Annotated in this window: 24 protein-coding genes; 13 read left to right on the top strand and 11 right to left on the bottom strand. The window is 60.1% G+C overall.

Going from position 1 to position 25258, the window contains the following annotated elements; translation table 11 throughout:
- Positions 1-57 precede the first annotated feature (57 nt).
- The 3 genes from AC1RPZ_RS04985 to AC1RPZ_RS04975 are packed head-to-tail and all read left to right on the top strand — an operon-like array spanning position 58 to position 4861.
- The gene (locus AC1RPZ_RS04985) at positions 58-1023 is read left to right on the top strand and encodes an HlyD family secretion protein (protein WP_493135425.1); all 966 of its coding nucleotides are present in this window, start codon (positions 58-60) and stop codon (positions 1021-1023) included.
- Positions 1020-3743: a ribosome-associated ATPase/putative transporter RbbA gene (rbbA, locus tag AC1RPZ_RS04980; protein WP_493135423.1), complete on the top strand. Its 2724-nt coding sequence runs from the start codon at positions 1020-1022 to the stop codon at positions 3741-3743. Before AC1RPZ_RS04985 ends, rbbA begins: the two co-directional genes overlap by 4 nt.
- The gene (locus AC1RPZ_RS04975; protein WP_493135421.1) at positions 3743-4861 is read left to right on the top strand and encodes an ABC transporter permease; all 1119 of its coding nucleotides are present in this window, start codon (positions 3743-3745) and stop codon (positions 4859-4861) included. Before rbbA ends, AC1RPZ_RS04975 begins: the two co-directional genes overlap by 1 nt.
- 43 nt (positions 4862-4904) lie before the next feature.
- On the opposite strand, the gene AC1RPZ_RS04970 is transcribed toward AC1RPZ_RS04975, so the two are convergent.
- Positions 4905-5321 (bottom strand): flagellar basal body-associated protein FliL, encoded by a 417-nt coding sequence (locus tag AC1RPZ_RS04970; protein ID WP_493135419.1) that lies wholly within the window; start codon positions 5319-5321, stop codon positions 4905-4907.
- A 151-nt stretch (positions 5322-5472) separates the two neighbouring features.
- On the opposite strand from AC1RPZ_RS04970, the gene AC1RPZ_RS04965 reads away from it, so the two are divergent.
- Both AC1RPZ_RS04965 and AC1RPZ_RS04960 read left to right on the top strand, forming a co-directional pair.
- Positions 5473-6450, top strand: coding sequence for an NADPH:quinone oxidoreductase family protein (locus AC1RPZ_RS04965; RefSeq protein WP_493135417.1), 978 nt, complete (start codon positions 5473-5475; stop codon positions 6448-6450).
- A gap of 57 nt (positions 6451-6507) precedes the next feature.
- Entirely contained in the window at positions 6508-7116 is a 609-nt protein-coding gene (locus tag AC1RPZ_RS04960; protein ID WP_493135415.1) for a flagellar basal body-associated protein FliL, read from the top strand.
- A 50-nt stretch (positions 7117-7166) separates the two neighbouring features.
- Here AC1RPZ_RS04960 and AC1RPZ_RS04955 read toward each other — a convergent pair whose 3' ends face one another.
- Positions 7167-7814 carry a gamma-glutamylcyclotransferase gene (locus tag AC1RPZ_RS04955; protein ID WP_493135413.1) on the bottom strand — a complete coding sequence of 216 codons (648 nt, stop codon included), beginning with the start codon at positions 7812-7814 and terminating at the stop codon, positions 7167-7169.
- A gap of 343 nt (positions 7815-8157) precedes the next feature.
- On the opposite strand from AC1RPZ_RS04955, the gene AC1RPZ_RS04950 reads away from it, so the two are divergent.
- Positions 8158-8637 (top strand): sn-glycerol-3-phosphate transporter, encoded by a 480-nt coding sequence (locus AC1RPZ_RS04950; protein ID WP_493135411.1) that lies wholly within the window; start codon positions 8158-8160, stop codon positions 8635-8637.
- Here the strand turns inward: AC1RPZ_RS04950 and AC1RPZ_RS04945 are convergent.
- The 5 genes from AC1RPZ_RS04945 to AC1RPZ_RS04925 form a co-directional block, all read right to left on the bottom strand.
- Complete coding sequence (locus AC1RPZ_RS04945) at positions 8634-9611, bottom strand: CDP-6-deoxy-delta-3,4-glucoseen reductase (protein WP_493135409.1); 978 nt, start codon at positions 9609-9611, stop codon at positions 8634-8636. The genes AC1RPZ_RS04950 and AC1RPZ_RS04945 overlap by 4 nt on opposite strands.
- Positions 9611-11077, bottom strand: coding sequence for a 4-hydroxy-3-polyprenylbenzoate decarboxylase (ubiD, locus tag AC1RPZ_RS04940; RefSeq protein WP_123426241.1), 1467 nt, complete (start codon positions 11075-11077; stop codon positions 9611-9613). The genes AC1RPZ_RS04945 and ubiD overlap by 1 nt, the downstream gene beginning before the upstream one ends.
- Positions 11078-11218: 141 nt before the next feature.
- Positions 11219-12478 (bottom strand): transcription termination factor Rho, encoded by a 1260-nt coding sequence (gene rho / locus AC1RPZ_RS04935; RefSeq protein ID WP_019694195.1) that lies wholly within the window; start codon positions 12476-12478, stop codon positions 11219-11221.
- Between the two features lie 247 nt (positions 12479-12725).
- On the bottom strand, positions 12726-13055 hold the full coding sequence (gene trxA / locus AC1RPZ_RS04930; protein ID WP_493135407.1) for a thioredoxin TrxA: 330 nt from the start codon (positions 13053-13055) through the stop codon (positions 12726-12728).
- A gap of 123 nt (positions 13056-13178) precedes the next feature.
- Positions 13179-13883, bottom strand: coding sequence for a FadR/GntR family transcriptional regulator (locus AC1RPZ_RS04925; protein WP_493135405.1), 705 nt, complete (start codon positions 13881-13883; stop codon positions 13179-13181).
- 254 nt (positions 13884-14137) lie between these two features.
- Between AC1RPZ_RS04925 and AC1RPZ_RS04920 the strand changes: the two genes are divergently transcribed.
- From AC1RPZ_RS04920 to ppx, 5 genes are all read left to right on the top strand, one after another.
- Positions 14138-14923 (top strand): transporter substrate-binding domain-containing protein, encoded by a 786-nt coding sequence (locus AC1RPZ_RS04920; RefSeq protein ID WP_493135403.1) that lies wholly within the window; start codon positions 14138-14140, stop codon positions 14921-14923.
- A gap of 36 nt (positions 14924-14959) precedes the next feature.
- On the top strand, positions 14960-15640 hold the full coding sequence (locus AC1RPZ_RS04915; protein WP_493135401.1) for an amino acid ABC transporter permease: 681 nt from the start codon (positions 14960-14962) through the stop codon (positions 15638-15640).
- Positions 15637-16287: an amino acid ABC transporter permease gene (locus AC1RPZ_RS04910; RefSeq protein ID WP_493135398.1), complete on the top strand. Its 651-nt coding sequence runs from the start codon at positions 15637-15639 to the stop codon at positions 16285-16287. Before AC1RPZ_RS04915 ends, AC1RPZ_RS04910 begins: the two co-directional genes overlap by 4 nt.
- Positions 16274-17011 (top strand): amino acid ABC transporter ATP-binding protein, encoded by a 738-nt coding sequence (locus AC1RPZ_RS04905; RefSeq protein WP_493135397.1) that lies wholly within the window; start codon positions 16274-16276, stop codon positions 17009-17011. The genes AC1RPZ_RS04910 and AC1RPZ_RS04905 overlap by 14 nt, the downstream gene beginning before the upstream one ends.
- 80 nt (positions 17012-17091) lie before the next feature.
- Complete coding sequence (gene ppx, locus AC1RPZ_RS04900) at positions 17092-18594, top strand: exopolyphosphatase (RefSeq protein WP_493135395.1); 1503 nt, start codon at positions 17092-17094, stop codon at positions 18592-18594.
- Between the two features lie 59 nt (positions 18595-18653).
- On the opposite strand, the gene ppk1 is transcribed toward ppx, so the two are convergent.
- On the bottom strand, positions 18654-20876 hold the full coding sequence (gene ppk1, locus AC1RPZ_RS04895; RefSeq protein WP_493135393.1) for a polyphosphate kinase 1: 2223 nt from the start codon (positions 20874-20876) through the stop codon (positions 18654-18656).
- A gap of 18 nt (positions 20877-20894) precedes the next feature.
- Positions 20895-21908, bottom strand: coding sequence for a porphobilinogen synthase (gene hemB / locus AC1RPZ_RS04890; RefSeq protein WP_493135391.1), 1014 nt, complete (start codon positions 21906-21908; stop codon positions 20895-20897).
- Positions 21909-22115: 207 nt separating this feature from the next.
- On the opposite strand from hemB, the gene AC1RPZ_RS04885 reads away from it, so the two are divergent.
- On the top strand, positions 22116-22748 hold the full coding sequence (locus tag AC1RPZ_RS04885) for a DedA family protein (RefSeq protein WP_493135389.1): 633 nt from the start codon (positions 22116-22118) through the stop codon (positions 22746-22748).
- Here the strand turns inward: AC1RPZ_RS04885 and AC1RPZ_RS04880 are convergent.
- Entirely contained in the window at positions 22729-23964 is a 1236-nt protein-coding gene (locus AC1RPZ_RS04880; protein WP_493135387.1) for a sterol desaturase family protein, read from the bottom strand. The genes AC1RPZ_RS04885 and AC1RPZ_RS04880 overlap by 20 nt on opposite strands.
- 114 nt (positions 23965-24078) lie before the next feature.
- Between AC1RPZ_RS04880 and elbB the strand changes: the two genes are divergently transcribed.
- Complete coding sequence (elbB, locus tag AC1RPZ_RS04875) at positions 24079-24747, top strand: isoprenoid biosynthesis glyoxalase ElbB (protein WP_493135386.1); 669 nt, start codon at positions 24079-24081, stop codon at positions 24745-24747.
- 50 nt (positions 24748-24797) lie between these two features.
- Here elbB and AC1RPZ_RS04870 read toward each other — a convergent pair whose 3' ends face one another.
- Positions 24798-25253, bottom strand: coding sequence for a YaiI/YqxD family protein (locus tag AC1RPZ_RS04870; RefSeq protein ID WP_401119972.1), 456 nt, complete (start codon positions 25251-25253; stop codon positions 24798-24800).
- Between the last annotated feature and the right edge of the window lie 5 nt (positions 25254-25258).

The following is a 25258-nucleotide window of genomic DNA, read 5'->3' as shown; positions in this document are numbered from 1 at the left end:
AAGTCGCCTCGGCGCTCGTCCGTTCAAACTAGGACGTTACCGTCGCAGGATGCCCGAATGTCTATACACAGCCGTTCTTCGATTTTTTTTGCCAGTTCTCTGAGCATTCTGCTGCTGGCCGCCGGAGGCTTCGGTTACTGGAAGTCGATGCATGACCGCCTGCCTGAGGGCCTGAATGTCGGTAACGGTCGCCTCGAAGCCACTGAAGTGCAAATCGCCAGCAAAACGCCCGGGCGACTGGCTGAAGTGCGCGTCAATGAAGGCGACAAGGTGATCAAGGGGCAATTGCTGGCGCGCATGGACACCCGCACCCTCGAAGCCCAGCGCAACCAGGCCGAGGCCGAGGTACTGCGCGCCCGGGAAAACCTCTCCGCCGCCCAGGCCAATGTGCAGCTGCGCCAGAGCGAACAATTGCTCGCCCAACAGGAACTCAAACGCTCCCAGGAACTGTTCAAACGCGGTTACGCCAGTGGCCAGATCATCGATCAACAACAGGCGCGCTTCGACACCGGCAATGCCGCCGTCGCTGCTGCCCGCGCCCAGGTTTCGGCCGTCGGGGCCGCCATTGGCGCGGCTCAGGCGCAGGTCGCCCAACTGACCAGCGAAATCGACGACAGCAGTTTGCGGGCGCCAATCGACGGCGTCATCCAGCTGCGCATGGCCGAGCCCGGCGAGGTGCTCGCGGCGGGCGGCCGCGTATTAATGCTGATCGATCCGAATGATCAGTACATGAATCTTTACCTCTCAGCGTCCGTAACCGGGCGCCTGACCGTCGGCGATGAAGCCCGGATCCTGCTCGACGCCCTGCCCGGCCATCCACTGCCGGCAAAAATCAGTTTCGTGGCGGCCAAATCGCAGTTCACGCCCAAAGAGGTCGAAACGCGCGACGAGCGGCAAAAACTGGTGTTCCGCGTCAAGCTGCGACTGACTGACCCGAGCACCATGCCCCAGGCCAAACCGGGCATGCCCGGTGCCGGCTATGTGCGCACCGCCCCTGTTGACTGGCCGGCTAATCTGCAATGACCGGCCTGGCGCTGCGCACCACCGGCCTCCAGCACCGTTACGGCAAACAGCAGGCACTGACCGACATCGCGTTCAGCCTGCCGGCCGGCACTCGCTGCGGGCTGATCGGCCCGGATGGCGCCGGCAAGTCGAGCCTGCTGGGGCTGATTGCCGGTGTGAAGACCCTGCAACAAGGCCAACTGGAGGTGCTCGGCGGCTCAATCCAGGATCGTCTTCATCGCAAGAGCCTCTACGCCCGCATTGCGTTCATGCCCCAGGGCCTGGGCGGCAATCTGTACCCCGAGCTGTCGATCCGCGAGAACATCCACTTTTTTGCCACCCTGTTCGGGCTCTCGAAAGCCGACTTCGAGCAGCGCATGCGTAGTCTGTTGCTGGCCACTGATCTGCTGGGTTTTGCCGATCGTCCTGCGGGCAAGCTGTCGGGAGGCATGAAACAGAAGCTCGGACTCTGTTGTGCGCTGATCCACGAGCCGGATTTGCTGATCCTCGACGAACCCACCACCGGCGTCGATCCCTTGTCACGGCGGCGCTTCTGGGAGCTGATCGACGATGTGCGTCGCCAACGTCCGCAACTGACGTTGCTGGTCGCCACCGCCTATATGGAAGAAGCCGAGCAATTCGAACATTGCCTGATGCTCGACGGCGGCAAGCTGATCGCTACCGGCATGACGCACGAACTGGTCGCTGTCACCGCCGGTGGCAAACTCGATGAAGCGTTCACTCATTTTCAAGGCGGCCACGACCACGACAGCCAACCACTGGTCATTGCCCCCAGAACCCGCGCCAGCGCCGACATTGCCATCGAAGCCCACGACCTGACCCTGCGCTTCGGTGACTTCACCGCAGTAGACAAGGTCAGCTTCGCCATCGGACGTGGGGAGATTTTCGGCTTCCTGGGCTCCAACGGCTGCGGCAAAACCACCACCATGAAAGTCCTCACCGGGCTGATACCGGCCAGCGAAGGCCGCGCCGCGCTCCTGGGCAACCCGGTGAATGCCAAGGACCTGGCCACCCGCAAACGGGTCGGTTTCATGTCTCAAAGCTTCTCGCTGTATGGCGAGCTCAGCGTGCGGCAGAACCTGGATTTGCATGCGCGACTGTTCGATTTACCCAAAGCCGGCAGCGCCCGGCGCATCGACGAGCTGATCCAGCGCTTCAACCTGGGCAGCGTCGCCGAACAGCAATCCGGCGCATTGCCGTTGGGCCTGCGCCAGCGTTTGTCGCTGGCGGTGGCGGTGCTGCACCGCCCGGAAGTGCTGATCCTCGACGAACCGACCTCCGGCGTGGACCCGGCAGCACGGGACGATTTCTGGCGGCTGCTGATCGAATTGTCCCGCGAGCAAGGTGTAACGATCTTCCTCTCGACCCACTTCATGAACGAAGCCCAGCGCTGCGACCGCATTTCGCTGATGCACGCAGGCAAGGTACTGGCCTGCGATACCCCGGCAGCGCTGCAACAGCAGTTCCGGGGGCAGACGCTGGAAGCGGCATTTGTTACCTGCCTGGAACAAGCTCAAGGCCCGGCCGAGTCACCGACGCCTGCTGTCCCCGCCGACGCGACGATCAACCCGGTCATGTCGTTGAAGGATCGCGGCTTCAGCCTCCGGCGCCTGCTGGCGGTCGCCAGTCGCGAAGGCAAGGAATTGCTGCGGGACAAAGTTCGGATGGCCTTCGCCCTGTTGGGGGCGATTTTCATGATGGTGATCTTCGGCTATGGCATTTCCCTGGACGTGGAAAAGCTCGCCTTCGCCGTCTACGACCAGGACCAGACGCCGCAAAGCCGCGCCTACCTGGAAGCTTTTCGCGGCTCTCGCTACTTCACCGAGCAGCCGTCCATCCGCGATGCCGCTGAGCTGCATCGCCGTCTTCAGCGCTCGGAAATCAAATTGGCGCTGGAGATCCCGCCAGGCTTTGGTCGCGACCTGTACGCCGGTCGCCAACCGACCGTGGCGGCCTGGCTCGACGGCGGCATGCCGTTTCGCGCCGAGACCAGTCGCAACTATGTGGAGGCCGTGCATCTGGCCAACATTGAACAACTGGCCGAGCAGAGCAGTCCTGCGCTGAATCGACAGCCAGCCGCCAAACTGGAAACCCGTTTCCGCTACAACCAGGATGTGGTGAGCGTCAACGCCATCGGGCCCGGGGTGATGGCGCTGATCCTCGCGTTCATTCCGGCCATGCTCACCGCGCTGGGGATCGTGCGGGAGAAAGAACTCGGCTCGATCACCAATTTCTACGCCACGCCCCTGACCCGCCTGGAGTTTTTGCTGGGTAAACAGGCGCCGTATCTGCTGGTGAGCCTGATCAACCTCGCGGTCCTGACGGCCATGAACCGCTGGCTCTTTGGCGTACCCTTCAAGGGCAGCGCGTTGACCCTGGCCTTCGGCGGGCTGCTGTATGTGCTGGCAACCACCAGCATGGGTCTGTTGATTTCGGCGTTCACCCGGACCCAGATCGCCGCCATCCTCGGCACCATGATCATCACCAGCCTGCCGACCATCCAGTTTTCCGGACTGATCGTGCCGCGCTCATCCCTCGATGGATCGGCGGCGGTCATGGGCATGCTGTTTCCGGCGGGCTATTTCCTCGATATTGCCGTCGGCACCTTCACCAAGGCGCTGGATATGCGGCAGTTATGGCCGCAATGCCTGGCGCTGTTCGGATTCTTTGTCGGGTTCACCGGGCTCAGCCTGGTCATGTTGAAAAAGCAGGAGGCCTGATGCACAAGCTCGCACACATACTGCGCCTCGGCCTCAAGGAGCTGAGCAGCCTGCAGCATGACAGCGTCTTGCTGCTGTTCCTGTTCTACGCCTTTACGGTAGCGATCTACATGCCGGCCGCAGGCTCGGTGATCGGCGTGCATAACGCCAGTGTGGCCATCGTGGACGAAGATCACAGCAACCTGTCGCGACAATTGGCCCAGAGCCTGCAGCCCCCGGAATTCCAGCGTCCGGTGCTGTTACCTTACGGGCAACTGGATCAGGTCATGGACAGTGGCCAGTACACCTTTGTCATTAACGTACCCGCCAGTTTTCAGGCGGATATGTTGGCCGGGCGCCAGCCTGCGGTGCAGGTCAATGTCGATGCCACGGCCATGAGCCAGGCGTTCATGGGCGCGGGTTACATCGCACGGATTTTCCAGCGCGAACTGTTGAGCTACAGCGGCCAAAGCGACCCGACCGGCAAAGCCCCCGCCCTGCTGACAACCCGTTCGCTGTTCAATACCAATCTGGAAGGCGGCTGGTTCCTGGCGGTGATTCAGATCGTCAACAACATCACCATCCTCGCCATCATCTTGACGGGCACGGCACTGCTACGCGAACGCGAACATGGCACGCTCGACCATTTGCTGGTGCTGCCGCTGACGGCACTGGAAATCATGCTGGCGAAAATCTGGAGCAACATGCTGGTGGTGGTGCTGTGCACCTGGGCATCGCTGGAGGTGATCGTCAAAGGCGCACTGGGAGTGCCGCTGGCGGGCTCCATGACATTGTTTTTGCTGGTAACCGCCGTGTATTTGTTCGCCAGCACGGCGCTGGGTATTTTCCTCGCGACCCTGGCCCGCTCGACGCCGCAGTTCGGCCTGCTGGCCATTCCAGTGATTATTCCGATGCTGCTGCTGTCCGGCGGCAGTACACCGCTGGACAGCATGCCGCAATGGCTGCAATGGGTGATGCAGGGCTCGCCGTCAACGCACTTCGTCAGCCTCAGCGCCGCAATACTGTTTCGCGACGCCGGAGTCAGCGTGGTCTGGCCGGACTTACTGGCGCTGAGCGCCATTGGCTTACTGTTCTTTGCGATTGCGCTGAAGCGGTTTCGCAAAAGCCTGGCGTCCTGAACACATCATCTGGCGAGGGGCTTGCCCCCGCGCCACAGTCTGTTTACTGGATGATCAGGTTATTGAACAACAGATCTTCAACCACCGGTTTGCCGGTTTCGTCATTCATCACTTGCTGGGTCTGCTTCAAGGCTTCCTGACGCAACTTCTCTTTGGCCTCGACGTTGTTCATGGTTTCAGTGGTTTGCTGGGCGAACAGTGCCACCAACTGATTGCGGATCAACGGCTCGTTGGCCTTCACCGCCTTGACCGCGTCGTCACCGGTTACCCGCAACGCCACGTCAGCCTTGTAGACCTTGAGCTTCGGGGTGCCATCCAGCCCGTAGTTACCCACGAACGGTGGGGTCAGGCTGACATAGCTGACTTTCGGCGCTTCGCCTTCTTTGGCTTCTTTGGCTTCTTCGGCCATCGCTGCCACAGGCAGAGACAGGGCCAGCATCAACATGATCCACGCTTTCACAATTCGCTCCTCGTCCGGTTTGCGGCCTAGCATAACGACCCGCAGCCCAAGCACAAAGCTTATGGCTGACTATCAGGGTCAGGCATGCTCGTTGACCCGTTGACTCACACACCTACACTTATCGGCCATCACTCCCAAAGGAATAGCCCTGATGAAAGCCGTGCTGTGCAAAGCCTTCGGCCCTGCCGAATCGCTGGTGCTGGAAGACGTCGCGAGTCCTGTCGCCAAGAAGAACGAAATCCTCCTGGACGTGCATGCGGCCGGGGTGAACTTCCCGGACACGCTGATCATCGAGGGCAAATACCAGTTCAAGCCACCCTTCCCGTTTTCGCCGGGCGGTGAAGCCGCTGGAGTGGTGAGCGCGGTAGGCGAAAAGGTCAGCCACCTCAGGGTCGGTGACCGGGTCATGGCACTGACCGGATGGGGCAGTTTTGCCGAGCAAGTCGCGGTGCCGGGCTACAACGTACTGCCCATCCCGCCGTCCATGGACTTCAACACCGCCGCCGCGTTCAGCATGACCTACGGCACTTCGATGCACGCCCTGAAACAGCGTGGCAACCTGCAACCGGGGGAAACCCTGCTGGTGCTCGGCGCTTCGGGTGGTGTAGGCCTGGCCGCCGTGGAAATCGGTAAAGCCATGGGCGCCCGGGTCATCGCTGCCGCCAGCAGCGCCGAGAAACTCGCCGTGGCCAAGGCTGCCGGTGCCGATGAGCTGATCAACTACAGCGAAACCAACCTCAAGGACGAAATCAAACGCCTGACCGACGGCAACGGCGCCGACGTGATCTATGACCCGGTGGGTGGCGACCTGTTCGACCAGGCGATCCGCGCCATTGCCTGGAACGGTCGCCTGCTGGTGGTTGGTTTCGCCAGCGGACGCATCCCGGAACTGCCGGTAAACCTCGCCCTGCTCAAGGGGGCAGCCGTGCTTGGCGTGTTCTGGGGCTCCTTCGCCCAGCGCCAGCCGCAAGACAACGCCGCAAACTTCCAGCAACTGTTCGGCTGGTTCGCCGAAGGCAAGCTCAAGCCGCTGGTATCGCAGGTTTACCCGCTGGCTCAGGCTGCCAACGCCATTAATGACCTGGGCCAGCGCAAGGCCGTTGGAAAGGTGGTGGTGCAGGTACGGTGAACAAGACTCCCTGCTACGCTTCGAGTCTGTTTACCCATCACAGGACGGAGGTTGAGCATGATGCTGCGTAAATTGTTATTGGGTCTGGCTGTCTTGCCTGCGCTGGTGACTTCAACGCAGGCACCGGCAAATCAGAGTGACAAGGCGGCCCAGGGTCTGAAAAATGTCACGGTGCTGATCGTCCGGCACGCGGAAAAGCCCGATCAGGGCATAGGGCTTAGCCCTCGTGGCGAGCAACGCGCCGAGGCTTATGCGCGCTATTTCGACCCGCTGCAGCTGAGCGGTAAAAACCTGGTACCGCAACGACTGATCGCCACCAGCGACAGTAAGTCCAGCGCACGACCACGGCTGACCCTGACACCGCTGTCGCAACGTCTGCACATTCCAATCGAGCAACCCTATGCCGATGAAGAAGTCGACAAACTGGTTAAATCGCTCGGCAAGAAAAACCAGGCCCCGGTCGTATTGATCGCCTGGCATCACGGGCATATCGACAATCTGATCGAAGCGTTCGGTGGCGATGGCCAAGCGTTGACCGGGCAGAAATCCTGGCCAGAGGACGTCTATGACTGGCTGATCGTATTGCGCTTCGATGACCAGGGGCAATTGGTCGAATCCCACAGCCAGAAGATCCAGGAACATCTGTTGCCCGGAGATGGCAGCTGATTATCGGGGTGGCAAAAGCAAGTCGCCCGTCAGGATCGTAAAGCGCTCGCTTAATGCGCTGCTGATTTACAACGCTTGAGCCGCGCTTCCAGATTCCGGTCTGGCATGGCGTGGCTACGCAGGGCGTTGACGGTCTGCTCGACATAATCGCGCGTGGTGCCGTAACGCCCGCAAGCGCTTTCGAATACCTGGCTCAGCACATGGTCCGGCAAGTTGCCGGCGTAGCTGGGCAGGTGCCGCTCCAAAACAAACCCCAATGCCTGAACCTTGCTTCCGTCTTCCAGTCGGCAATTGAGCCAGTGTGGACGATAAGACGGCACCGGCATCTCGCGCTGCCACAAGGCAAACAGCGAGGCTTCCAACTGGTCTTCCGGCAGTCGATAGGCAAAACCGCTGCAAGAGCCACCGCGATCCAGTCCAAATACCAACCCCGGCATTTCCGGTGTACCGCGGTGTTCGTGGGACCACAGGTACAAGCCGCGATGATAACCATGCACGCGCCCGCGAACCCGCTCGACTGCCGTGCATTCCGGGCGCCAGATCAATGAACCGTAAGCGAATAACCAGACGGGCCCACCCTTGTGCCTGGCCATGGTGGCCTGCATCGAGCTGAGCAATTGTTCGTGAGTCAGCTGCGCGCCCAGATCGAGCCGCGGAGGGTAAGCCAGATTCAAACAAGCAGATTCGATGGCGGTCATGGTGAATGGTGTTCGGCCCCACAAGTATTACAAGATGTAAGCAAGATTAACGTCATAGAACATATAGCAGTAAACGTAAAACGAAAAGTGCTAAAGGACGTATGACCCTTCTATATCAAGGACTGCAACCCATGAAATAGCCTGATATATAGCCTGATACTCTTTTGGAAATACCTTAAATACCCGAATGAAATATGCATAAGCCTTGCTTCCGTTCAGAATCAACGGTCTCTTAACAGATCTTTCTGACGTATTCGTCTGATACCCTGCCGCCCCTTCTTTGAATGCAGGCGTATAGCAGCCTCCACCGGCGCAAGCCGAATTGCCCAATAGAGGTCGCAAGATGAAAAACCTGAGAATTTACGGTCTGCTGTTACTGGCGCTGGCCAGCCCGGCGCTCGCAGTCGAAAACCCGACTCAAGAAGACAAGGGTTTCTGGTTCCTGCAAGGTAGCCTCTACACCAAACACTATTCGCCAGATCCCGATCACAATAACAATCAGGACCTGATCGGCCTTGAACGCAATGAAGCGTCCGGCTGGTTGTTTGGCGCAGCGACTTTTCGTAACTCGTTCAGTCAGCGCTCGTATTACGCCTATGCGGGGAAACGTTACGAGAGCGCCGACTATCCGGTTTATATAAAGCTGACCGGTGGATTACTCCAGGGTTACAGCGGCGAGTACAAGGACAAGATTCCGCTCAACCACTTCGGCGTAGCGCCCGTGATCATTCCATCACTGGGCGCTCATTACGGCCCGGTCGCCGCCGAGCTGGTTCTGCTCGGCTTCAACGCCGCCATGATCACCACCGGTATTCGTTTCTAGCTTGCTTGCGGCCGGGGCGCGTAGGCGAAGACGTCAGCGCGCATCTGGTGCGCGTCCATCCCGGCGTTGACCAACGCATCCAGGGTGCCGTAAACCATCGCCGGCGAACCGCTCGCATACACATGCAGGGATTTCAGGTCGGGGAAATCCTCGCAAACCGCCTCGTGCAACATGCCACAACGCCCCTCCCAATCGCACAGATCGCTGACGACCTTGTGCAGGAACAGGTTGGGCAGCTTCAGCCATTCATCCCAGTGTTCGATCTGATAGAAATCTTCCGGTCGCCGCACGCCCCAGTACAAATGCACCGGATGCTTGAAGCCCTTGGCCCGGCAATGCTCGATCAGGCTGTGGATCTGCCCCATGCCGGTACCCGCAGCCATCAACACCAGCGGACAGGCAGGCAACTCGGCCAGATGCGTATCGCCGAAGGGCATTTCGATGCGCACCATACGATTACGCTGCAACTGCTCGATCAGCCTGAGCGCACTGGCTTCGCGCGCCAGCACATGAATTTCCAGGTCTCGCCCCGAATGGGGTGCCGAGGCCAATGAGAAGGCCGACTTTTCGCCATTTTCGCGTTCGATCAACAGGTACTGCCCGGCGTGATAGCGCGGTGGCTTGCCAGCTGGTGCCCGCAGTCGAACCCGCCAGGTATCACCGCCAACGTCTACGCATTCGATGACCTGACACGACAGGCTGCGCACCGGCAGTTCTCCCAGCGCAAGGACGCCATCCCACAATACGATGCAGTCTTCCAGCGGCTCTGCTATGCAAGTGTAGAACTCGCCGTGATCGCGCACATCACCGGTCTGTTCGACCCGACCTTCGACCAACAACGCCGCGCAAACGTGGCAGTTGCCATTACGGCAGCTTTGCGGGCATTCATAGCCCAGGCGCCGCGCCCCATCAAGAATCCGCTCGCCGGGCAGTATCTCAAGCACTGCTCCGGACGGCTGCAAGGTTACACGCATCAATCTATTCCTAACTGATTCCAGATGGCATCGATCCGGCGTGTCACCGCCTCATCCTTGACGATCACCCGGCCCCACTCGCGGGTGGTTTCACCGGGCCATTTATGCGTGGCATCGAGCCCCATCTTCGAACCCAGGCCGGAAATCGGCGAGGCGAAGTCGAGGTAGTCGATCGGCGTGTTATCGATCATCACCGTATCGCGCTTGGGGTCCATCCGCGTGGTGATGGCCCAGATCACGTCGTTCCAGTCGCGGGCGTTGATATCGTCATCAGTGACGATAACGAACTTGGTGTACATGAACTGTCGCAAAAACGACCAGACACCGAGCATTACCCGCTTGGCGTGGCCGGGATACTGCTTCTTCATGGTCACAATGGCCATGCGGTACGAGCAACCTTCTGGCGGCAGGTAGAAGTCGGTGATCTCCGGAAACTGCTTTTGCAGGATCGGCACGAACACTTCGTTCAGCGCCACACCAAGAATCGCCGGCTCATCCGGCGGACGGCCGGTGTAGGTGCTGTGGTAGATCGGCTTGATGCGATGGGTGATGCGCTCGACGGTGAACACCGGGAAGCTGTCGACTTCGTTGTAATAGCCGGTGTGATCGCCGTACGGACCTTCATCGGCCATTTCGCCTGGATGGATCACGCCTTCAAGGATGATCTCGGCGGTGGCCGGCACTTGCAGGTCGTTGCCACGGCACTTCACCAGCTCAGTGCGGTTACCGCGCAAGAGGCCGGCAAAGGCGTACTCGGACAGGCTGTCCGGCACTGGCGTCACCGCGCCAAGAATGGTCGCAGGGTCGGCGCCCAGCGCCACGGACACCGGGAACGGTTGGCCGGGATGCTTTTCGCACCATTCTCGATAGTCCAGCGCGCCGCCACGGTGGCTCAACCAGCGCATGATGACTTTGTTGCGGCCAATCACTTGCTGGCGATAGATGCCGAGGTTCTGGCGGTCCTTGTTCGGGCCTTTGGTGACCGTCAGGCCCCAGGTGATCAGCGGGCCGACGTCGCCGGGCCAGCAGGTCTGCACCGGCAGCATCGCCAGGTCGACGTCGTCACCTTCGATGACCACTTCCTGGCAGATCGCGTCTTTGACGACTTTCGGTGCCATGGCAATGATCTTGCGGAAGATCGGCAGCTTGGACCAGGCGTCTTTCAGACCCTTTGGCGGCTCAGGCTCTTTGAGGAAGGCCAGCAGCTTGCCGATCTCGCGCAGTTCGCTGACAGCTTCGGCGCCCATGCCCAGCGCCACGCGCTCAGGCGTACCGAACAGGTTGCCGAGCACGGGAATGTCATAACCGGTCGGGTTTTCGAACAGCAGCGCCGGGCCCTTGGCCCGCAAGGTGCGATCGCAGACCTCGGTCATTTCCAGCACTGGGGACACCGGAACCTGGATGCGCTTGAGCTCGCCGCGCTGTTCCAGGCCGCTGATAAAGTCGCGCAAGTCGCGATACTGCATGCAAAAGCCTCGTGTTGGCCATGGCGTTCGGGGCTGGCAGTTTAGCGCCGAACCCCGCTGTTCAGAACAGTGAACTGCCGGTTCATCAATAATCAGATAGCAAAAAGCCGGGTTTCCCCGGCTTTTGCGTTCCCGCTCGACTTACTTGCGTTTCATCGACAGGAAGAACTCATCGTTGGTCTTGGTCTGTTTCAGCTTGTCGACCAGGAACTCGATGGCAGCGACTTCATCCATAGGATGCAGCAGCTTGCGCAGGATCCACATGCGCTGCAACTCGTCGTCGGCGGTCAGCAACTCTTCGCGGCGGGTGCCGGAGCGGTTGATGTTGATGGCCGGGAAGACGCGCTTTTCAGCGATCTTGCGATCCAGAGGCAGTTCCATGTTGCCGGTGCCTTTGAACTCTTCGTAGATCACTTCATCCATCTTCGAGCCGGTTTCAACCAGCGCGGTAGCGATGATGGTCAGCGAGCCGCCTTCTTCGATGTTCCGAGCAGCACCGAAGAAACGCTTTGGTTTCTCCAGGGCGTGGGCATCGACACCACCGGTGAGAACCTTGCCGGAGCTCGGGATCACGGTGTTGTAGGCACGCGCCAGACGGGTGATGGAGTCGAGCAGGATGACCACGTCTTTCTTGTGTTCAACCAGGCGCTTGGCCTTCTCGATGACCATTTCAGCAACCTGCACGTGGCGGGTTGGCGGCTCGTCGAACGTCGAGGCAACCACTTCGCCGCGCACGGTGCGCTGCATTTCGGTGACTTCTTCCGGACGTTCGTCGATCAGCAGCACGATCAGATGAACTTCAGGGTTGTTACGAGCGATGTTGGCAGCGATGTTCTGCAGCATGATCGTCTTGCCCGCTTTTGGCGGAGCAACGATCAGACCGCGCTGGCCTTTACCGATCGGGGCGCACAGGTCGATGACACGACCGGTCAAGTCTTCGGTGGAACCGTTACCGGCTTCCATCTTCATGCGCACGGTCGGGAACAGCGGGGTCAGGTTCTCGAAGAGAATCTTGTTTTTCGCGTTCTCGGGACGATCGTAGTTGATCGTGTCGACCTTGAGCAGTGCGAAATAACGCTCGCCTTCCTTTGGAGGGCGGATCTTGCCAACGATGGTGTCACCGGTGCGCAAGTTGAAGCGACGGATCTGGCTCGGCGAGACGTAGATATCGTCTGGGCCGGCAAGATAGGAAGCGTCAGCAGAGCGGAGGAAGCCGAAGCCGTCCTGGAGAATCTCCAGCACGCCATCACCGGAGATTTCCTCGCCGCTTTTCGCGTGCTTTTTCAGCAGGGAGAAAATCACGTCCTGCTTGCGCGAACGGGCCATATTTTCTATGCCCATCTGTTCGGCCAATTCGAGCAGTTCGGTAATCGGCTTTTGCTTGAGTTCAGTCAGATTCATATAGGAATGACGTAATCATTTATGGAGGGGGGAAATTAAGCTTTTGGCTTAATGAGGCCGCGCCGCAGAGAAGGCGACAGGATCGCGTACTTATTCGAAAAGGAGATCGTCGGCGACGGCTTGCAGGGGGCGCTGGAGGAACCAGTGCGGGGCCGAATGTAACACCTGAGTTTCGGAGCGTCTAGCCCTGAATAACGAAAAAGCCCCGCTCATTGCGGGGCCTTTTGGATGACGCTTGCAGCGACGCTTAGATGTTGGCGTCGAGGAAAGCAGCCAGTTGTGACTTCGACAGCGCACCGACCTTGGTGGCTTCGACGTTGCCGTTCTTGAACAGCATCAGCGTCGGGATACCACGCACGCCGTGCTTGGCCGGGGTTTCCTGGTTTTCGTCGATGTTCAGTTTGGCAACAATCAGCTTGCCAGCGTAGGTACCAGCAATTTCGTCCAGAACCGGGGCGATCATTTTGCAGGGGCCGCACCACTCAGCCCAGTAGTCAACGAGCACAGGGCCAGCAGCCTTCAGTACTTCTTCTTCGAAGTTAGCGTCGGTGACGTGCTTGATAAGATCGCTGCTCATGGATGTCTCCGGGGTTGTAAGCAAAAAAAAACGTGGCCCATCATAGCCGCCCTTCCCTCGTTCAGGAAGCCGCAGATGATTGAGTCTCGCTATGGTGGCCCATGAGTTTGGGTATAGCTCAAGTCACGGCGGGGCGGGGGTCGCAAAGGAAATTCCAGTGCGCAAAGCCGCGTTGCGCACGTGCTCCTGCATAGCCTTCTGGGCGGCACTCGAAGCCCGGCGGGCCAGCGCGCGGAGGATCTTGCGGTGTTCTTGCCAGGTTTCCATGGCCCGTTCGGCCCGGATGAACGGTAGTTTCTGGCTCTCCAGAAACAGCTCGGCACTCGCCGTCAGAATGCTCAACATCGCCTGATTGCCGCTGGCCAGCAGGATTCGCCGATGAAATTCGAAGTCCAGCCGCGCCGCCGCGTCAAAGTCTCCGGCACGCAATTCGTCACGCATCGCTGCGACGTTATCTTCAAGGGCATCGAGCTCATCGGCGCTCAACGTCACCGCCGCCAACCCTGCCGCAAAACCCTCCAGGGCATAGCGCAGTTGAAAGATATCCACAGGCGAGGCTTGAGCCGCGAACGGCCAACTCACCCCCGACACCGACGGGGATGGTTCAACCGCCTGCACGAACACCCCCTTGCCCGGCTGCACGCTGATCACCCCCAAGGCACTCAAGGATGACAGCGCCTCGCGCAGCGACGCCCGGCTCACGCCCAGTTGCAGTGCCAGATCACGCTGCGAAGGCAGCACATCCCCCGGCCCGAAACCCTGTTCGGCAATCAGTTTACGGATGGCGTGCAGCGCCACTTCGGGTACGGCGCGGGAGATAGAATTCATGTTTTTTCAGACGAGCCAGACCAGTGAGCGGCTAGTTGTAAAGCTAATCGCCGAGTCAGGCAAGTCGTGCCCCACGAGGGTTCGAGCGCCTTGGACGATGCCCGATCAAGGTGCGAAAAAATCACTGACTGTTCAGACCAGTAAGACCGAGCCACCCCAGTAGAACCGTGGGCTAACAGCCGTTTCGCCGAGCGTTGGCACGGGCTGTGCTCTGTCGATTCGCAGAAATCACTTGCCGAATCCGGAGATTTGCCATGACCCAGCGTTGCAGCGCCCTGCTCACTGCCCTGTTTGCCAGCCTGATGCTCTGTCAGCTCCCCGCCCATGCCGACGGTCTGGAGGATGTGGTCAAGCGCGGCACGCTCAAGGTTGCCGTGCCTCAAGACTTCCCGCCGTTCGGCTCGGTGGGCCCGGACATGAAACCCCGTGGCCTGGACATCGATACCGCTGCACTTCTGGCCGACCAGCTCAAGGTCAAACTCGAACTGACGCCGGTCAACAGCACCAACCGCATTCCGTTCCTGACCACCGGTAAGGTCGACCTGGTGATCTCCAGCCTCGGCAAAAACCCTGAGCGCGAGAAGGTCATCGACTTCTCCCACGCCTATGCGCCTTTCTATCTCGCGGTGTTCGGCCCGCCGGACGTCGCCATCAATGGCCTGGATGACCTCAAGGGTAAAACCATCAGCGTCACCCGTGGCGCCATCGAAGACATCGAGTTGACTACCGTGGCTCCGCAAGGCGTGACCATCAAGCGCTTCGAAGACAACAACTCGACCGTCGCCGCTTACCTCGCCGGCCAGGTCGACCTGATCGCCAGCGGCAACGTGGTGATGGTGACCATCAGCGAACGCAACCCGAAACGCATTCCAGCGCTGAAAGTGAAACTCAAGGACTCGCCGGTCTACGTTGGCGTGAACAAAAACGAGCCGGCGCTGCTGGACAAGGTCAACCAGATCCTCGCCACGGCCAGGACCGACGGCAGCCTGGAGAAAAACTCCCAGACCTGGCTCAAGCAGCCGCTGCCGGCCGATCTCTGATTGTCGCCGGACGCCGTTTAGACAAGGAGCCCGATCATGGCTTATCAGTTCGACTTTTTACCGGTGGTGCAAAACACCGACCTGTTGCTGCGCGGTGCGCTGTTCACCCTTGAACTGACAGCCATCGGCGCGCTGCTCGGAGTGAGCCTGGGAATTGTGGGGGCGGTGGTGCGGGCGTGGAACATCCGTCCGTTTGCCGGGATTTTCGGGGTTTACGTCGAGTTGATCCGCAACACACCGTTTCTGGTGCAGCTGTTCTTCATCTTCTTCGGCTTGCCGTCGCTGGGACTGCAAATCTCCGAATGGCAGGCCGCGGTGCTGGCGATGGTGATCAACCTCGGCGCCTATTCGACGGAAATCATTCGCGCGGGCATTCAAGCGATCCCGCGCGGGCAGCTGGAAGCCGCAGCGGCGTTGGCGATGAGCCGTTTCGAAGCGTTCCGCCATGTCGTTCTGCTGCCGGCGCTGGGCAAGGTCTGGCCGGCCCTGAGCAGCCAGATCATCATTGTCATGCTCGGTTCGGCGGTGTGCTCGCAGATCGCCACGGAAGAACTGAGTTTTGCCGCCAACTTCATCCAGTCGCGCAACTTTCGCGCCTTCGAAACCTACGCCCTGACCACGCTGGTCTACCTGTGCATGGCCTTGCTGATCCGCCAATTGCTGAACTGGATCGGACGGCGGTATATCGCTAAAAGCAGCGCGAGGAGTGGCCAATGAGCGATTTCACCTTCTGGGACATCGTGCGCAACCTGCTCACCGGCCTGCAATGGACCTTGGCACTGTCACTGGTGGCGTTTATCGGTGGCGGGCTGATCGGCTTGCTGATCATGACCCTGCGCATCTCGAAAAACGCCCTGCCACAGGGTTTCGCCCGCACCTGGATCGAGCTGTTCCAGGGCACGCCGTTGTTGATGCAGCTGTTTCTGGTGTTCTTCGGCGTGGCGCTGCTGGGGATCGAGATTTCGCCGTGGCTGGCCGCGGCGATTGCCCTGACGCTGTTTACCAGCGCTTACCTGGCGGAGATCTGGCGCGGTTGCGTCGAGTCGATCGCCAACGGCCAGTGGGAAGCGTCGGCGAGCCTGGCGCTCAATCCCTTTGAACAGCTGCGTTACGTGATCCTGCCGCAAGCCCTGCGCATTGCCGTGGCGCCGACCGTGGGCTTCTCGGTGCAGGTGGTCAAAGGCACTGCGGTGACCTCGATCATCGGTTTCACCGAACTCACCAAAACCGGCGGCATGCTCGCCAATGCGACCTTCGAACCCTTCATGGTTTACGGCCTGGTCGCGCTCGGTTACTTCCTGCTCTGCTACCCCTTGTCCCTCAGTGCTCGCTATCTGGAAAGGAGACTGCATGCCTCTGCTTAGAATTTCCGCCCTGCATAAATATTACGGCGATCACCATGTGCTCAAAGGCATCGACCTGAGCATCGACGAAGGCCAGGTGGTGGCGATCATCGGTCGCAGCGGCTCGGGTAAATCGACCCTGCTGCGCACCTTGAACGGCCTGGAGTCGATCAACGACGGGGTGATCGAAGTCGACGGCGAGTACCTCGACGCCGCTCGCGCCGATCTGCGCAGCTTGCGACAGAAGGTCGGCATGGTATTTCAGCAGTTCAACCTGTTCCCGCACCTGACGGTGGGTGAAAACGTCATGCTCGCACCGCAAGTGGTGCAGAAAGTGCCCAAGGCCAAGGCCGCCGAACTGGCGCGGCAAATGCTGGAACGAGTTGGGCTGGGGGAAAAGTTTGATGCCTTCCCCGATCGACTCTCCGGCGGACAGCAACAGCGGGTAGCCATTGCTCGGGCGCTGGCGATGTCGCCCAAGGTGCTGCTGTGCGATGAGATCACCTCGGCACTGGACCCTGAACTGGTCAACGAAGTACTGAGCGTGGTCCGGCAACTGGCCAAGGACGGGATGACGCTGATCATGGTCACCCACGAAATGCGCTTCGCCCGCGAAGTCGGCGACAAACTGGTGTTCATGCACCAGGGCAAGGTGCATGAGGTGGGGGACCCCAAGGTGTTGTTTGCCAATCCGCAGACGGCGGAGCTGGCGAATTTCATTGGCACGGTTGAGGCGGCAGGCTAAGAGATCTTCTGCGCCTACGCGTTGGCGGCAGCGGTCGATCGTGGCACGATGGTCGGGTTATCGACCGAGACCTCTAAACCATGCCTCAATCCCAAGCCACGAATCTGTCCCTGATCGCCGCTATAGACCTGGGCTCTAACAGCTTTCATATGGTCGTGGCCAAGGCCATCCACAATGAAATCCGTATTCTCGAGCGGCTTGGCGAGAAGGTTCAGCTGGCCGCCGGGATCGACGAAGAGCGCCAACTCAGCGAAGAGTCCATGCAGCGCGGGCTCGATTGCCTGAAGCGCTTTGCCCAACTGATCAACGGCATGCCACAAGGCGCCGTGCGGATCGTCGGTACCAACGCCCTGCGCGAGGCGCGCAACCGCGGCGAATTCATCCGTCGCGCCGAAGAAATCCTCGGCCACCCGGTAGAAGTCATCTCCGGTCGTGAAGAAGCCCGTTTGATCTACCTTGGCGTCTCCCACACCCTCGCCGACACCCCAGGCAAGCGTCTGGTGGCCGACATTGGCGGTGGCAGTACCGAATTCATCATTGGCCAGCGCTTCGAACCCTTGCTGCGCGAAAGCCTGCAAATGGGCTGCGTGAGCTACACCCAGCGCTACTTCCGCGACGGCAAGATCACTCCGGCCCGCTACGCCCAGGCGTACACCGCGGCGCGGCTGGAGATCATGAGCATTGAACACGCCCTGCACCGCCTGACCTGGGATGAAGCCATCGGCTCCTCGGGCACCATCCGTGCCATCGGTCTGGCGTTGAAGGCTGGCGGCCACGGGGCTGGCGAGGTCAACGCCGAAGGCCTGTCCTGGCTCAAGCGCAAGCTGATCAAACTCGGCGACGTCGAAAAAATCGACTTCGAAGGCATCAAACCGGATCGCCGGGCGATTTTCCCTGCGGGTCTGGCGATTCTCGAAGCGATCTTCGACGCACTCGAACTGCAACGCATGGATCACTGTGAAGGCGCTCTGCGTGAAGGCGTGCTCTACGACCTGCTGGGCCGTCATCACCACGAAGACGTCCGCGAACGCACCCTCAGCTCGCTGATGGAGCGTTACCACGTCGATGTGGGACAGGCCGATCGCGTCGAACGCAAGGCGCTTCACGCGTTCGACCAGGTGGCCGAGGACTGGGATCTGAATGACGGAGTCTGGCGCGAGTTACTGGGCTGGGCGGCCAAAGTCCACGAAGTCGGGCTGGACATCGCCCACTATCAATTCCACAAGCACGGCGCCTACCTGATCGAACACTCCGATCTGGCCGGTTTCTCTCGTGAAGACCAACTGATGCTGGCGCTGCTGGTACGCGGTCACCGCCGCAACATTCCCAAGGACAAGTTTGCCGAGTTCGGCGATGAAGGCATCAAGCTGATTCGCCTGTGCGTGTTGCTGCGCTTTGCGATTCTGTTCCACCACATCCGCGGCACCCAACAGATGCCGCAGGTCACACTGCACGCCAACGGCGACAGCCTGGATGTGTTGTTCCCGGAGAACTGGCTGGACGAAAACCAGCTGACTCAGGCCGATTTCGCGCTGGAAGCGGAATGGCTGACCCGCGTCAACTTCGTGCTTAACGTTCGCTGAAAACAAAAGGGCGATCCTTGCGGATCGCCCTTTTGCATCACGCCGGCCCCTCTCCCGCGTTAATTAACACTCAGAATCGGGCTGCCCAACCGCTCCAGCAAGGTGACCTGGGCACTGCGCGGGTTCTGGTTGCCGGTCGGCGTGTTGCGGATGTAACGGCCGTCCGACTGCAGGCTCCAGCTGTGGGTGTTATCGGTGAGGTAAAGCTCCAGCTCTTTCTTGACCCGAGTAATCAGCTTCTTGCCCTCCACCGGGAAGCAGGTCTCGACGCGCTTATCGAGATTGCGCTCCATCCAGTCGGCACTCGACAGGAACATCTGTTCTTCACCGCCGTTGAGGAAGTAGAAGACCCGCGTGTGCTCCAGGAAGCGGCCAATGATCGAGCGCACGTGGATGTTGTGCGAAACCCCGGCGATACCCGGCCGCAGGCAGCACATGCCACGGATGATCAGATCGATCCGCACCCCGGACTGACTGGCCTTGTACAGCGCGCGGATGACCTTCGGGTCGGTCAGCGAGTTGAACTTGGCGATGATGTGCGCCGGTTTGCCCTCGAGGGCGAACTGGGTCTCGCGGGCAATCATGTCGAGCATGCCCTTCTTCAGCGTGAACGGCGCGTGCAGCAGTTTCTTCATGCGCAGGGTTTTACCCATGCCGATCAACTGGCTGAACAGTTTACCGACGTCTTCGCACAAGGCGTCATCGGAGGTCAGCAGGCTGTAGTCGGTGTACAGACGGGCGTTGGCCGCGTGGTAGTTGCCGGTACCCAAGTGGGCGTAACGGACAATCTCGCCGGCCTCGCGGCGCAGGATCAGCATCATCTTGGCGTGGGTCTTGAAACCCACCACGCCGTAGATCACCACCGCGCCGGCCGCTTGCAGACGGCTGGCCAGTTGCAGGTTGGATTCTTCGTCGAACCGCGCACGCAATTCGATCACCGCAGTGACCTCTTTGCCGTTACGTGCAGCATCGACCAGGGCATCGACGATTTCCGAGTTGGCGCCGCTGCGGTAGAGGGTCTGACGGACCGCCAACACGAACGGGTCCTTGGCCGCCTGGCGCAGCAGGTCGACCACCGGGGTGAACGATTCGAACGGGTGCAGCAGCAGGATGTCCTGCTTGCTGATCACGCTGAAAATGTTTTCGCTGTTCTGCAGCAGTTTCGGGATCTGCGGGGTGAACGGCGTGTATTGCAGCTCTGGGTGACTGTCCAGGCCGGTGATGCTGAACAGCCGCGTCAGGTTGACCGGACCGTTGACCCGATATAGCTCGGTCTCTTGCAGGTTGAACTGCTTGAGCAGGTAGTCGGACAGGTGTTTCGGGCAGGTGTCCGCCACTTCCAGACGCACCGCGTCCCCGTAGCGACGCGAGAACAGCTCGCCGCGCAGGGCGCGGGCCAGGTCTTCGACGTCTTCGGTGTCGACCGCCAGGTCAGCGTTTCGGGTCAGACGGAACTGATAGCAGCCCTTGACCTTCATGCCCTGGAACAGGTCATCGGCGTGAGCGTGGATCATCGACGACAGGAACACATAGTTGTCACCCGTGCCACCGACCTCTTCCGGCACCTTGATGACACGCGGCAGCAAACGCGGTGCCGGGATGATCGCCAGACCGGAATCGCGACCGAACGCATCGATACCTTCGAGCTCGACGATGAAGTTCAGGCTCTTGTTCACCAGCAACGGGAACGGGTGCGTTGGGTCGAGACCGATCGGGGTGATGATCGGCGCGATCTCGTCGCGGAAATAGCGGCGCACCCAGGTCTTGAGTTTGGTGGTCCAGTAGCGGCGGCGAATGAAGCGGACCTGATGTTTCTCCAGTTCCGGCAACAGGATGTCGTTGAGGATCGCGTATTGGCGATCGACGTGGCCGTGCACCAGATCACTGATGCGCGCCAGCGCCTGATGCGGTTGCAGGCCATCGGCACCGGCCTGCTCACGGGCGAAGGTGATCTGCTTTTTAAGCCCTGCAACGCGAATCTCGAAGAACTCGTCCAGGTTGCTGGAGAAGATCAGCAAAAACTTCAGCCGTTCCAGCAAGGGATAGGACTCATCCAGCGCCTGTTCCAGCACGCGGATGTTGAACTGCAGTTGCGACAGCTCGCGATGGATGTACAGGCTGCTGTCATCCAGACCAGGAATCGCGACTGCCGGCGCCGCCGGCGCAACTTCGGCTACCACCGCGGGTGGAGCAGGCGCAAGCGCAGGCTCGGTTTCGACGACGGGCTCGACCACGGGTTGAGCTTCTTTTACGGCAACTTCAGAGAGTCCTTCGGTATTCATCGAATGTTCCTGGGAGGGCTATTGTTGCTCTCGTAGCAATTGAGCGGCACGCACGGCAAAGTATGTCAGGATGCCATCAGCGCCAGCACGTTTAAAAGCGGTCAGGGATTCGAGAATAATCCCTTCGCTCAACCAGCCATTCTGGATCGCTGCCATGTGCATCGCATACTCACCGCTGACCTGATAGACAAAGGTCGGCACTTTAAATTCTTCTTTGACGCGGTAAAGGATATCCAGGTACGGCATGCCTGGCTTGACCATGACCATATCCGCGCCTTCTGACAAGTCGCTGGCCACTTCGTGCAACGCTTCGTTGCCGTTGGCCGGGTCCATTTGATAGGACGCCTTGTTCGCCTTGCCGAGGTTCAGCGCCGAACCGACCGCATCGCGGAACGGACCGTAATAGGCGCTGGCGTACTTGGCCGAGTAAGCCATGATCCGCACGTTGACGTGATCGGCCAGTTCCAGCGCTTCACGGATCGCCTGGATCCGGCCATCCATCATGTCCGACGGAGCAACCACCTGCGCACCGGCAGCCGCATGGGACAACGCCTGTTTGACCAGCGCATCGACGGTGATGTCGTTCTGCACATAGCCTGCTTCATCCAGAATACCGTCCTGGCCATGGGTGGTGAACGGGTCCAGCGCTACGTCGGTAATCACCCCCAGCTCCGGGAAGCGTGCACGCAGGGCACGGGTGGCGCGCTGGGCAATACCGTCCGGGTTCCACGCTTCAGCCGCGTCGAGGCTTTTGAGTTCGGCTGGCGTCACCGGGAACAGTGCCACGGCTGGAATGCCCAACTCGACCCACCGGGCCGCTTCTTCGAGCAACAGGTCGATGGTCAGACGCTCGACGCCTGGCATCGAGGCGACCGCTTCGCGACGGTTTTCACCGTCCAGCACAAACACCGGAAGAATCAGGTCATTGGTGGTCAGGACGTTTTCACGGACCAGACGGCGAGAAAATTCATCACGACGGTTGCGACGCAGGCGGGTTGCAGGAAACAAACGGTTGGCGGGGGTAAAGCTCACGGCAGACTCCTGAGCCCGCGCTGGCGGGCGAGCGTGACAGTTATAAGCGACCATTATGACCAACACATTACAGTTATGTGCACCCCTGCGACCTGAAGTCGCAACCATTGTCCTTGCAGGAAATGTTCACGTCGAGACACATCTCGACACTTTCCTGAATGTGCCTGAAGGGTTAGGCTGCGCGTTCATTTCGCCAGCACCCAGACAATGCTCCAACAATTTCTGCATGACTTCGGCTACTTTGCCCTTTTCCTCGGCACGTTTTTCGAAGGCGAAACCATTCTGGTACTCGCAGGCTTCCTCGCGTTCCGCGGATACATGGACATCAACCTGGTGGTGATCGTGGCGTTCTTCGGCAGCTACGCCGGCGATCAGCTGTGGTACTTCCTGGGGCGCAAGCACGGCCGCAAACTGCTGGCGCGCAAGCCACGCTGGCATCTGATGGGTGATCGGGCGCTGGAGCATATCCGCAGGCACCCGGACATCTGGGTACTGAGCTTTCGCTTCGTCTACGGCCTGCGCACGGTGATGCCCGTGGCCATCGGCCTGTCGGGTTATCCGCCGGGCCGCTACCTGCTGCTTAACGGCCTCGGCGCGGCGATCTGGGCCACGGCCCTGGCGGCGGCGGCCTATCACTTCGGCGCGGTGCTCGAAGGTTTGCTCGGCAGTGTCAAGAAGTACGAGCTGTGGGTACTCGGCGCCCTGCTGGTGCTGGGCTTCTGCCTGTGGCTGCGTCGGCGCTTCAAGAATGCCCGCCTCGCCAGGCAAATCTACGAAGACGAACAGGTCCAGCAGGCCGAAAAGGCCAAGACCAGTGAACCTACGACGCCAGTCGAGTGATGCGGTTTCTGCAGCAGTAGAGACCGATGCCGCTGAGCAGGCTGTAACTGAGCAGGCCGACCCAACCCACCGCGCTGGCCGGCCATAGCCCTGCCAGCGGCGCCAGCCAGATCAGCGGCAGGTTCAGCGCCAGCCGCAACAGCTCCAGCTTCAACGCCTGCAGGCGATTCTCCAGGGCCACGCCCAGCACAAACAAACCCAGCGCCACCGCCCCCCAGCCCAACACCAGAGCCGCGGTCGGCAAGCTTCGTTCGAGATTCATCAAGTAGCTACCCAGCGCGATGTACACGCAAAATTGCAGCGCGACATACAATTGCTGACGACCGTCCAGCGGCACCTCGAACTTGCGGAACTGACTCAGGTCCGGCTTGTTCATCGGGTACTTCGCCGCCACGTCCGCCGGCCGCCAGCCGGTGCGCATGAACCAGATCCGCAGCTTGTCCCACAGGCTCTCGGCACGTCGCGCATCGGCCCATAACTGCGCATAGAACTGCACGTTCGCCCACAACGGATTCCAGCTCGCCAACGGTGTGGTCACGCCAAAAATCACCGGTTCGTTGTCGTCCTCTTCCTGGAACGAGCCAAACAGCCGATCCCAGATAATGAACACCCCACCGTAGTTGCGATCCATGTAGAGCGCGTTCTGCGCATGGTGAGCCCGATGGTTGGACGGCGTGACGAAGAACCATTCGAACCCGCCGAGCTTCGGGATGTGTTTGGTGTGAACCCAGAATTGATACAGCAGGTTCAGCGCCGCAACGCTGACGAACACCAGCAGCGGCAGGCCGAGCACCGCCATCGGCAGGTAGAAGATCCAGCTCAGCAGGAACCCGGTGCTGGTCTGGCGCAACGCCGTGGAGAGGTTGTAGTCCTCGCTTTGATGGTGCACCGAATGCGCCGCCCAGAGGATGTTGCGTTCATGGCCCATGCGGTGCAGCCAGTAGTAGCAGAAGTCGTAAAGGACAAAGGCAAACAGCCAGACCCAAAGGCTCTCGGCCGATAACTCGAACAACGCCAGATGCTTCAGCGCGAACGCGTACGTCACCAGCCCAACACCTTTGGTCAACAGGCCGGTAGTGGTCGACAACACGCCGGTGCTGAGGCTGTTGATCGCATCCGCCAGGCGATAATTACTCACCCCGCGCCAGCGGTCCGCCAGCAGCTCGACGGCGATCAATACAAAGAAAAACGGTACCGCATACAGAATGAAGTCCATGACGCGACCTGATCGCAATGGTGATGACAGATCCTAGGTGTAGCCGTGAAATAACCCTATGGCAACGAGTGACAAATTAGTGGACATTTAACGCCATGAATCTGGAGAAGACCCATGAGCAAAAAAGTTGCAGTGATACTTTCCGGCTGTGGCGTGTATGACGGCGCCGAGATCCATGAAAGCGTGATTACCCTGCTACGCCTCGACCAACACGGCGCGCAGGTCCAGTGCTTCGCCCCTGATATCGCGCAATTGCAGGTGATCAACCACCTGACGGGCGAAGAAATGCCCGAGTCGCGCAACGTGTTGGTGGAGTCGGCGCGCATTGCCCGCGGGCAAGTGAAAGACCTGCGTGAAGCCAACGCCGAAGACTTCGACGCGTTGATCGTACCCGGCGGTTTTGGTGCGGCGAAGAACCTGTCCAACTTCGCCAGCGAAGGCGCCGGTTGCGTCATTCAGGCTGAAGTCCTGGCGCTGGCCGAAGCCTTTGCCGAAGCCGGCAAACCGGTTGGTTTGATCTGCATCTCGCCGGCGTTAGCGGCGAAAATCTACGGCCCGGGCGTGACCTGCACGGTCGGCAACGACGCCGATACGGCCGCCGCCATGACCCGAATGGGCGCGACCCATGTCGATTGCGCCGTCAGCGATTTCATCGAAGACAAGGCACGTAAACTGGTCAGCACCCCGGCCTACATGCTCGCGCAGTCGATCAGCGAAGCGGCTTCAGGGATCAATAAGTTAGTGGATCGGGTTTTAGAGCTTACGCATGAGAATGATGCGTAACACTGACTAATGTGGGAGCGAGCTTGCTCCCACAGGGTTCACTGCTAGGCTCAAGACTTTCGGGTCAGCCGAGTGATGATCCGATCCAGCGCATTGGCGAACGCCTGCTTCTCTCGATCACCAAACGGCGCTGGCCCGCCGCTCATCTGGCCCTGTTCGCGCAGATCGGTGAACAGGTTGCGCACTGCCAGGCGATCGCCCATGTTCTGCGCATCGAACTCCTTGCCCCGAGGATCCAGCGCCGCCACGCCCTTTTTCACCAAACGGTCGGCCAGCGGCACATCGCTGCAAATCACCAACTCACCCGGTACCGCGTGCTCCACCAGGTAATCGTCGGCCGCGTCTGGACCGCTCGGTACCACGATCAACTTCACCAGGGCCAGGCCCGGCTTGATCTGCGGCTGACCGGCCACCATCACCACTTCGAACTGACGCTTGAGGGCGAACTTCACCACCAGATCCTTGGCCGCCCGAGGGCAGGCATCGGCATCGATCCAGACACGCATTGTGT

The organism is Pseudomonas sp. GW822-FHT02D10, from assembly GCF_058802345.1.
This window is presented reverse-complemented; position numbering and strand designations above follow the sequence as displayed.